Below are 9,448 nucleotides of genomic sequence, written 5' to 3'. Positions count from 1 at the left end.
AACTTTTTCAAATTCTGATTTCATCGAAAAAGTGGCCGGAATAAATCGGAATGGGTGGCCACTTTCAATCAGAATCAGTGGCCGGTTTGAATCGGAATCGATGGCCACTTTGGATCGGAATATACACCATTTCTCAATTTCTTAAGCCACTCAAAAATATTCCTTTCAAGATTGCTATAAAAGCGATGTCCGGTTGTGATGTAATTCCGTTTGATAAAAATAATCCCGACGACAAACAACTACTTGAAGACTTAATTGCGGCGACAAAAATTGCAACAAAAAACGCCAATAAGAAAGGAATATTCACGAGAAGAGAAAACGAAGTCGGGAATCATATTGAGCCGTTTATGCTCGAGGCCCTAAATCAAATCGGCCTTAATGCGGATAGACCCGAAACAAGAGAAGGAAAGAAAAAGGCCGTGGGTTATCCAGATATTTTCCTTAAAGATAGAAACGGAAGACCAAATTATATAGAGTGCAAAACTTACAACGAAAGAAATTACCAGACAACACAGAGATCATTTTATTTCTCGCCAGCAGAAAGGCCAACTGATTTTAAGGTTATTTATGACGCACGACATTTAGTCGTCAGTTTTAAAATCGAAAGAGCCGAGCGGGAAGGCAAAAGAGCATTCATTCCGGTATATTGGAAAATTTTTAGCACTGATAATTTAATTGGACAGATAAAGCATGAGTTTAATTCTACCAATAAACAAATGTATACAGATGAAGCATTAATAGCGGAAGGTGGGATAAGATAATGATTGACGAGATTACCGCCAAGCCGAACTCTGCGGAAACCTTCGGTTTCCTTGCCTCGCCTTTGGCTCGGTCATATAACAGCGGACATGCGGTTCGGGCTGACGCCCTCACCCAAATGCTCGGCTACGTCTCGCACTTCGCATGTCCGCGACCGTTAGGCGAAACATCAACCCATGAGATTCGGAGGAAAAGATGAAAAATCTTTTGGAGCAAATCAAAAAAGGGCTTGATAATAATCTATACTACCTTTCGCTTTTTGTCACACTAGCAATTCCAGATATTTGCGGGGCAATATATTCCGAAAATGGAGAGGCCAATAAAGATAAATATGTGCAATGGTTCAATAAATATGTTGCTGGAAAATACCATAGTTTTTTAGATGGAGAAGATTGTTACTATTTTAGATGTTCACTGTTGCATCAGGGAAGTTCCCAACACCCAAAGAGCAATTATTCGAGAGTATTATTTGTTGAGCCAACAGCTACTACAAATGTTTCCCATTGCAACATTTTAAATGATGCCTTGAATATCGACGTTCGTATATTTTGCAATGATATTGTTGAGGGTGTTAAAAAGTGGTTAAAAGAAGTTGAAAACACTGATTTGTATAAGAAAAATTACAGTAAGTTTATGACGAGGCATCCTCACGGTCTTAGACCATATATTGTAGGAGTACCTGTAATTGGGTGATGCTTCGCCTAACAATGGCACAAACGGAAAACTCAAAACCTGATGGGCTTCGTCTGTGCCGCAACCGTTAGGCGACATTGCTATCACATTTTTTAGAAGAGGTGTGTAATATGGAATTAATTATTTCAGGAAACCCGAATTTAAGAACAATTCGAAGTGTTATTTATTTTGCACATTTACACTATAATCAACAGATAGAAAAGGTTTATTTTATTGATTCTGAAGGATTCCTCTATGATAGGGATAGCAATTCTCTAGAGGGTCAAAGAAACGAAATCGTGAGGAAATATATTAAAAGCGATGTGAAGATAGAATCAAGATTCATTAAAAAAGAAGATTTACACCAAGAAATACCAAGATTACTAAGTGAGCAACTTAGAATTTATGACAAAGAACAAATAGTTGTAGATTTGACAAATGGCACAAAATATATTTCAAACATTCTATATGCCTCAGCAAGCCTTTCTAAAATTAGAAACCTCTTCTTCTTGTTTATTCCATCTGACAAGCAATATGAATTACCTGAAAATCTAAATAAAGATGATTATATAATTGATGTGATCTCACCTCTTGAAAGTTTAGAATCGATAGGAAAACATGCCTATTTTGAAATCATCTACTATAAAGATAAAGCTGAAGCAGCTATCAGAGCATTTAGAGGTGTTCGTTTTCGAGAAAGTTTTTTGAAAAATAACTTTGAGTTTGGGATAAATTCTGCAATTGATAACTATTTTTTAGGGAAATATCCTGAAACAATAGGGGCTTTAGGGCAAATAGTTGAATCATTTTCCTTAGAAACCTGCCCTAAAATCAAACAACTTGCTAAGGGGAAAATAACCGCCAAATCCCCTCCAGATTTTAATGACTCTATTTCATGGTTACGCTCAAATTTTTGTGATCCAATCAGAGGAAAAAGAAATAAAAACCTTGATGATTACGAAGAAGAATTAAAGTTACTTCAAAATATAGACAAAATAATTGATTTTGTTAGGGTTTATAGAAATTTAAGTTCTCATCCATATCCTTTTCTTAGAGGACAAGAGGAAGCAAGAATGATTTTAAATGCTACTTTCTATTTATTAACTTTAATAAGAGATTCTGGAGTCTTAAAATGATATATATCGCTTTAGATGGTGATGATGTAGGGAGACACATCGAAAAATTTCTTATTGAGAATAAAGAACAGGATGTTGCAGAACTAAGTGAACAAATAACAAATACTGTTCAGGAAATTACGGCTTATTTACGGAGCATTGATTTCGAAGTAATCTTTTCGGCTGGTGATAGCATCCTATGCAAGGGTGGATCAATTGATATTCGGAAATTATCCAATTATTTAGCTAAGACAAATAAAGTTTGCACCTTTTCAGTAGGAATTGGTAATACATTAGAAAAAACCTATGTTGCTCTTAAATATGCTAAATCCAGAGGTAAGAATACCATTGTGAAATATAGTGAAAACGATCAACTAGAAATAATTTGTTAAAATTTAAAGCAACGTCGCCTAACATGGTATATCTGGCTCACTTTGTTCGCCTAAATTTGCCCTTCAGGCAAACTTCAGATATACCAGGCACGTTAGATTGTGTGAAAACCACATTTTTTGAAATTTGCGAGTTGTAACCTACGGAGAAACTTCTCTTAATCGCATATGTTAGGCGAAATTGACAGTTTAAGTCAAGATAGTTGAATTTTTTATGCAGAGGAAAATAATTTAAAAATTTGTAAGAAATTTTAATAAAGTAAGAAAAATTTGACAAATCTAAATTTTATGGTTATATAAAAATGTAAGGAGAGATTATAAATGCAGATATCAAAAATTACTTCGAAAGGCCAAATTACACTTCCAAAAAAAATAAGAGATTCACTTCATCTTAAAGAAGGTATGTTAATTATATTTGAAGAACAAGAAGATAAGATTATAATTAAACCCCAAAAAACGTTAAAAGATTTCAGAGGGGTATTGAGATCTAAAGAAAAGAAGTTTTCATCAGAAAAAATAAGAAAAGAAGCTAAAGAATATTTAAGAAAAAGGATAATTAGTGTCCAAGAAGAGAAAGGTAATTATTGACACAAATCTTTTATTAAGATTTCTGACAAATGATGATGCCGAAAAAGCTGAAAAGGTTCAATTTCTTTTAGAAAAAGCTGAAAAGAAAGAAATTATTATTATAATTCCCTCCATTATAATAGCAGAATTAGTTTGGGTTCTTGAAAGTTATTATAAAATTGAAAGAGAGGAAATCATGGAGATGATAATATCTATACTGAATACTCCAGGAATACAAGTTGTGGAAAAGGATTTGATATATTCTTCTATAAAAACTTATGAAAATAAAAAAATAGATTTTGTTGATTCTTGGATATCTGAATTTGCAAGAGAGAAAAGAATTGAAACAATTTTAACATTTGATACGAATCATTTTAAAAAGATTGATTGGCTTAACATAGAAACATTATAGTTTTGCTCACTTTGCACTTATCCCTGATATTATCACTTTCCATTAACAGGGCTCGTTAAAATTTATTGACAAGGGAAAGGTGCTCTGATAGCATTTTTCTTAATTGTGGCGGAAATAACTCTCAGCAGAGATTTCTTAAACTTTTCAGATAAAAGTCCTCGGGATATAACTTATGATGACATAAGGAATTATCTTGTTTATCTTGCTGAAGAAAAACCCTCTGCGTGGCCATAGAAAAAATGCTCACTACGGTTCATAAATAATTTGGAGGAAAAAATGCAAAGAATAAGGAACGATAATGATCGTTGATTATGCTTTGCCTAAGAACAAGGTTGGTAGATTCTTAGTTTGCCACTTTGTGAAACTATATGAAGGTGAATACTATTCAAAATTTATAAAATCTGGCCTTGAGGCATTACTCAGAAAATCAAAAATAGAGATAAAAGAGGAACTTCCAGTATTGCTTGGGATCGGAAAAATCTTGAAAGGAATAAAGATAGAGAAAAAGGAATAGCATGGAGTTATTTTATTTATGACAGTGAAGCACACTCATACACCTAAAATTAAGTATTCTTTCGCCCATCTACATGAATATCGAAGCGTTGAGAGGAAGAAGCTAAAGCTTACAATGACTATTACTGGAATTGTAATGATTGTTGAGGTAATAGGTGGCATTCTAACGCGTAGTTTAGCTTTAATTAGTGATGCAGGTCACATGTTTACCCATTTTTTTGCTTTAGGGATTAGTTTTGTGGCAATTATTATTGCCTCCAAAGAACCTTGTCATCATAGGACATACGGGTTTTATCGGGTAGAAATCCTCGCGGCACTTTTTAACAGCCTCTTCCTTTTTGCTGTGACAGCTTACCTCCTTTATGAGGGAGTTAATCGACTCATTCATCCTGAACCTGTCTTAGGGCTTCAAATGTTCCTCGTAGCAGTAGTCGGTCTTATCGTAAATGTAATAAGCGTGTTAATCTTACAGGGAAGTGCCAGGGATGACCTTAACATTAAAGGAGCTTTTCTTCATGTGTTAGCTGACACGGTTTCCTCTATCGTTATTGTGTTCGGGGCAATTGTCATTTATTTTAGTAATTGGTACATTATCGATCCCTCATTGGCTATTGGTATTTCTTTGCTGATTTTTGTTTGGGGGTGGGGGCTTTTTAAAGACTCTATCCGTGTTTTATTAGAACTTGCGCCAAAGGGAATTAACATAGATGATGTGAGTGCTGAACTTAAAAAAGAAATCCCTGAGATTAGAGATATTCGCGATATGCATATCTGGGAGATTACCTCAAACATGTATTCTTTTACGGCGCATATAGCGATTGATACTGTGAACCATAGAAAATCAACAGAAATTCTTAATAGAATAAATAAATTGTTGAATGAAAAGTATGATATTGAGCATACTACAATTCAGTTTGACCTATGAACTACATTGGGTTACAACTCGCAAATGTCCAAAAAATGGGGTTTTCACACAATCTGCCGTTATGGGAGACTTGCCATAACCTATGGAGGAAAGCCAATGCTTTGGAAACTTATTAAGATTATCTTCAAGTCAATAGGTGTCGGTTTGGGTGTGATTGCGCTGCTGGTTGTGAGTTATATCATCTACAACACACCCTTTGCATCAAAGTATAAGACACTTTCAGGCGCCGAGTTACAAGTATACCTTGATTACCTCGATGCTCACATTTCAGATCCCCTTCAGTTTGTCAGCAAAAAATTTGAAAGATACGATGTAGTGCTTGTGGGAGAAATGCACCGTCGGAGGCAAGATGTGAAATTTGTCAAATCTCTCATTCCTTATCTCTATGAAAAAAATGGTGTTACGGTCGTGGGATGGGAATTTGGCGCCTCAGATTTCCAAAGCGAGGTGGATTCCTTAGTTAATGCAGCGGAGTTCGATGAAAAAAAAGCGATTAGCTTGATGCGGCGTTATTCGTACTTTTGGAATTTTCAAGAATACCTCGACATTTATCGGGTCATCTGGGAACTGAACAAGAAGATTCCTGCGGGCAAAGAAAAGATACGTTTCCTTCAACTTGGCTCAGATTATAATGAGCGGAAATTAAGATCGCCTGACCCTCGTGTGAGAATGCAAGAGAACAAACGCTACTTCTATGACAAAAAAATGGCTGACATCATCGAACGGGAAGCCCTCCTCAAGGGGAAAAAGGCATTGTGGTATTCTGGCCTCCATCATGCTTTTAGTAAGTATCGGCAGCCAACCTTTTTCTTCCGGTTTCTGAGCGGCGAAGACCGACGCGGGGGAAATTTCTTGTATGATAAATACCCGGATCGCCTGTATTTAATTGTCTTGCATATGCCTGTGATGGGACGTTGGGCTCTGTTAGCAGAAGTAATCCCTTCAGGCCAGAAATTCTTCTTGAGGTTCTATTATCCGTTCAGCAGTGTAATAGATAAGGTGTATGAGAGACATAAACGACCATTCGCATTTGATACCCGCATTTCCCCGTTTGGAGTACTTGAGGACAATTATAGCTATTACTCCTTTGACTACTGGGGACCTATTAAACTGAAAGATTTTTGTGACGGTTACATCGTGCCTTGTTCCTTTAAAGAGGCCGAACCGGTAAGCCCGATCAAAGATTGGGTAACCACCGAAGCGGAACTAGAAGAAGTGAAGGAAAGGATGACCCCTGATCGAGCTGCACAGCTCAAGAATATCGCTGACTTCTTGAAGATCTTGGAAGAAGATATTTCCCGAACTGTTCATTCCATTCATGATGTCGACAGGAAAGGATACTAAACATTGCACAGGAAAATACTGTTCTAAAAGATATAGAGTTTATAAAGTAAAAGATAAGAGAAAGAATTTTTTTAATAAATCTATACAAAATCGTAAAATTACCAAGATATATTATAATTTTAATGCGTTAATTTGACAAGTTATAGAAAGGGATTTAATATACTCTTCTATTAAAACTTACCAAAATAAAAAAATATATTTCATTGATTCTTAGATATCTGAATTTGCAAGATTGTTTATATCTATTGCATTTATGTCCCTGAGAAAGAGCACTGGAAAAAAGGGTTCCGACAGGCAGAGGGTAGCTCTCGAAACAAACTGGCCTTTTTGGCAAATAAGTGAGTTTGAAGGTGATATGTTCTCAAGAATCACCAAGATTTTAAGAGTAAAATAGGAGTGATGATAATAAAAAGATGAATCAAGTTCTGAAATTGAAAAATGAGAATGTTTTGGATTAAAATTGAAAGATTAAAAGGAGGAAATGAATGATCACAAACAAAGTTGCTGCCTGGTTTTCTCTTTCAAGGCCACCATTCCATAGCGTGGGAATTCTCCCTTTCATCTTGGGTGGACTTCTTGCATGGTATGAAACCGGTCATTTGAACTGGCTTATTTTAGGTTTGGGAACGCTGGCTGTTGTTCTTATTATGCTTGCTACTTATTATTCAGGAGAATATTTTGATTATGAGACCGATATCCTCTCAGCAAAACTGGAAAGAAATCAATTCTCTGGAGGAACCCAGGTTCTCCAAACAGGCATCATTCCTAAAAAGCATGCTTTTTTCGCCTCTATCCTTTCTCTTCTTTTAGCCGCTGGAGTTGGTCTTCTATTACAGTTTTACTGCAGGACTGGAATTTATACCATACCTTTGGGAGCCCTGGGAATGTTTGCCGGGTTCTTTTATTCCATTTCACCAATCCAGTGGGCTTACCGAGGGGTTGGTGAAATCTGGATTGGCTTCTCCTATGGCTGGCTTGTTGTAGCTGCATCTTATTACATTCAGACCGGGAAATTATCACCCTTAGTTCATTGGACATCCCTTCCAATTGCTTTTACCATTTTCAATGTGATTTTGATAAATGAATTTCCAGATTATCCAGCAGACCAGAGGGTTGGAAAGAGAAACCTTGTAGTTCGTTTTGGCAGGGAGAGGATGAGCAAGCTTTATACTTCGATAAGTATAACGGACTGGATCTCCTATCTTCTTTCGATTAGGGCTGGAATCCCTATTAAGGCATTATTTTTCTTTTCTCCAATATTTCTTTTGTCCCTCCTAACGACTCTCCAGGTTCTCAGAGGCGCCTACAATGACCCAAAGAAACTGGAAGGGATATGTGCTAAGACCTTAATTGTTAACCTGGGAACTACAATAAGCCTTATTTTAGCCATCTCTTTGTAGAAATGAATAGAGCGTCTCAAAAAAAGGTTTTGCCCTTTTTCTGGCCCCCTTCTTTAGTTTTAAGGCAATTGGGGAGCCTTTTTTATTATGGAACACTTATTAAATGGCGGAAACTACCTCATTGGCTTTTAAAAAGCGGGATAAAGACATTACCTGTAGCTTCAGGTGCTTATGGAATGGGATGCATAGGCTTTCCTGCACATCCAGTCTGGGAGATAACTTTAGCCTGTAATTTAAAATGCATTCACTGTCATGCTTCATCGGGAAAACCTCTTCCTGATGAGTTGACTACAGAGGAAGGATTACAATTGTTGGAAGAAATAGTTTCTATCAGAGAATTCCGAATGTTAGTTCTTACAGGAGGTGAACCTCTGATTAGAAGGGATATCTTCGAAATTCTTGAATATGGAAAGAATTTAGGATTGAAATTTGTTATTGCCACTAATGGGACTCTAATCACTGAAGAAATTGCCTTTATGTTAAAAGAAAAGGGTGCCACAGGACTTGCTATCAGTATCGATGCATCCAATTCAAAGGTTCATAATTTTATCAGAAATAGTTTAGATGCATTTGATTTAGCAATAAATGGTATTAAAAATGCCAAAAAAGCCAGGCTTGCTATACAAATTAATTTTACAGTAATGGAATATAACGCCAATCAATTGGAAGACACAGTAGAATTTGTTAACGATTTAGGAGCGGACATAATACTCATCTATCAATTGGTCCCTGTGGGAAGAGGAAAAAGTGTTGGTGAAGCCCGTTTGAGAATGAAAGAGAATGAGAGTCTTGTAAATCTAATCAAAGAAAAACAGATTACAAGCACCACAATTATTGAACCGGTGGCAGCTCCTCAGTATTGGCCTTATATTTTGAAAAAGAATGGGAAAAACAACTTAGGGTTGAACCTTGCTCAGATATTTTTCCATGGTTGCACCGCAGGTAGAGGTCTGGTTTATGTTAAAGCAAATGGTGAGGTTTGGCCCTGTCCATTTGTAGAGGTTTCAGCCGGAAATGTCAGAAAGAATTCATTTTCAGAGATTTGGCAGAATTCTGAAGTTTTTCAAAATCTGAGATATAGGAAAGAGGCTCTCAAAGGCAAGTGTAGTATTTGTCAGTTTATTGATATATGCGGAGGATGTCGTGGTCGGGCATGGGCCTTGAAGGGTGACTATTTATCTGAGGATTCTTCCTGTTTCATCCATGGAAACGGTGAGAAAATATAAATTTAAGAATGTCATGAGGGAATATTTTCTATCGCAATTTCACATAAATAAAATACATTCAAATGTTATTATCCTCTGCATATTACTCCTTTCCTTCTGTGCACTCAAAGAAAAGATAGAAGTCAT

11 protein-coding genes are annotated in these 9,448 nt (G+C 36.3%); all 11 read left to right on the top strand.

Annotated elements, in window-relative coordinates:
• The first annotated feature begins 77 nt into the window (after window positions 1–77).
• The 11 genes from AB1410_08500 to AB1410_08450 all read left to right on the top strand — a co-directional run bounded on the left by AB1410_08500 (window position 78) and on the right by AB1410_08450 (window position 9,322).
• A complete protein-coding gene (locus AB1410_08500) occupies window positions 78–761 on the top strand; it encodes a hypothetical protein (protein ID MEW6456733.1) in 684 nt (227 codons plus the stop codon).
• Window positions 762–954: 193 nt separating this feature from the next.
• Complete coding sequence (locus tag AB1410_08495; protein MEW6456732.1) at window positions 955–1,452, top strand: hypothetical protein; 498 nt, start codon at window positions 955–957, stop codon at window positions 1,450–1,452.
• Window positions 1,453–1,562: 110 nt separating this feature from the next.
• Complete coding sequence (locus AB1410_08490) at window positions 1,563–2,567, top strand: hypothetical protein (protein ID MEW6456731.1); 1,005 nt, start codon at window positions 1,563–1,565, stop codon at window positions 2,565–2,567.
• Window positions 2,564–2,938, top strand: coding sequence for a mCpol domain-containing protein (locus AB1410_08485; GenBank protein ID MEW6456730.1), 375 nt, complete (start codon window positions 2,564–2,566; stop codon window positions 2,936–2,938). The genes AB1410_08490 and AB1410_08485 overlap by 4 nt, the downstream gene beginning before the upstream one ends.
• A gap of 318 nt (window positions 2,939–3,256) precedes the next feature.
• Window positions 3,257–3,523: an AbrB/MazE/SpoVT family DNA-binding domain-containing protein gene (locus AB1410_08480; GenBank protein MEW6456729.1), complete on the top strand. Its 267-nt coding sequence runs from the start codon at window positions 3,257–3,259 to the stop codon at window positions 3,521–3,523.
• Window positions 3,495–3,914: a PIN domain-containing protein gene (locus AB1410_08475; GenBank protein MEW6456728.1), complete on the top strand. Its 420-nt coding sequence runs from the start codon at window positions 3,495–3,497 to the stop codon at window positions 3,912–3,914. Before AB1410_08480 ends, AB1410_08475 begins: the two co-directional genes overlap by 29 nt.
• 298 nt (window positions 3,915–4,212) lie before the next feature.
• Window positions 4,213–4,428 carry a hypothetical protein gene (locus AB1410_08470; GenBank protein ID MEW6456727.1) on the top strand — a complete coding sequence of 72 codons (216 nt, stop codon included), beginning with the start codon at window positions 4,213–4,215 and terminating at the stop codon, window positions 4,426–4,428.
• 18 nt (window positions 4,429–4,446) lie between these two features.
• A complete protein-coding gene (locus tag AB1410_08465; GenBank protein MEW6456726.1) occupies window positions 4,447–5,352 on the top strand; it encodes a cation diffusion facilitator family transporter in 906 nt (301 codons plus the stop codon).
• 96 nt (window positions 5,353–5,448) lie between these two features.
• Window positions 5,449–6,696: a ChaN family lipoprotein gene (locus tag AB1410_08460; protein ID MEW6456725.1), complete on the top strand. Its 1,248-nt coding sequence runs from the start codon at window positions 5,449–5,451 to the stop codon at window positions 6,694–6,696.
• A gap of 485 nt (window positions 6,697–7,181) precedes the next feature.
• Window positions 7,182–8,096 carry a prenyltransferase gene (locus tag AB1410_08455; GenBank protein ID MEW6456724.1) on the top strand — a complete coding sequence of 305 codons (915 nt, stop codon included), beginning with the start codon at window positions 7,182–7,184 and terminating at the stop codon, window positions 8,094–8,096.
• Window positions 8,097–8,164: 68 nt separating this feature from the next.
• The gene (locus AB1410_08450) at window positions 8,165–9,322 is read left to right on the top strand and encodes a radical SAM protein (GenBank protein MEW6456723.1); all 1,158 of its coding nucleotides are present in this window, start codon (window positions 8,165–8,167) and stop codon (window positions 9,320–9,322) included.
• Window positions 9,323–9,448: the final 126 nt, after the last annotated feature.

It is taken from the genome of Acidobacteriota bacterium, from assembly GCA_040756905.1.
In the GTDB taxonomy this organism is placed as follows: Bacteria; Acidobacteriota; Aminicenantia; order JBFLYD01; family JBFLYD01; genus JBFLYD01.
Note: the sequence above shows the minus strand (reverse complement) of the source record. Positions and strands in the feature narration are given on the sequence as shown.

What these genes read in the sequence shown, in the direction of transcription:
- AB1410_08485 (MEW6456730.1), top strand. Translation starts at nt 2,564, where the DNA reads ATGATATATATCGCTTTAGATGGTGATGATGTAGGGAGACACATCGAA.
- AB1410_08460 (MEW6456725.1), top strand. Translation starts at nt 5,449, where the DNA reads ATGCTTTGGAAACTTATTAAGATTATCTTCAAGTCAATAGGTGTCGGT.
- AB1410_08465 (MEW6456726.1), top strand. Translation starts at nt 4,447, where the DNA reads ATGACAGTGAAGCACACTCATACACCTAAAATTAAGTATTCTTTCGCC.
- AB1410_08495 (MEW6456732.1), top strand. Translation starts at nt 955, where the DNA reads ATGAAAAATCTTTTGGAGCAAATCAAAAAAGGGCTTGATAATAATCTA.
- AB1410_08455 (MEW6456724.1), top strand. Translation starts at nt 7,182, where the DNA reads ATGATCACAAACAAAGTTGCTGCCTGGTTTTCTCTTTCAAGGCCACCA.
- AB1410_08470 (MEW6456727.1), top strand. Translation starts at nt 4,213, where the DNA reads ATGATCGTTGATTATGCTTTGCCTAAGAACAAGGTTGGTAGATTCTTA.
- AB1410_08480 (MEW6456729.1), top strand. Translation starts at nt 3,257, where the DNA reads ATGCAGATATCAAAAATTACTTCGAAAGGCCAAATTACACTTCCAAAA.
- AB1410_08490 (MEW6456731.1), top strand. Translation starts at nt 1,563, where the DNA reads ATGGAATTAATTATTTCAGGAAACCCGAATTTAAGAACAATTCGAAGT.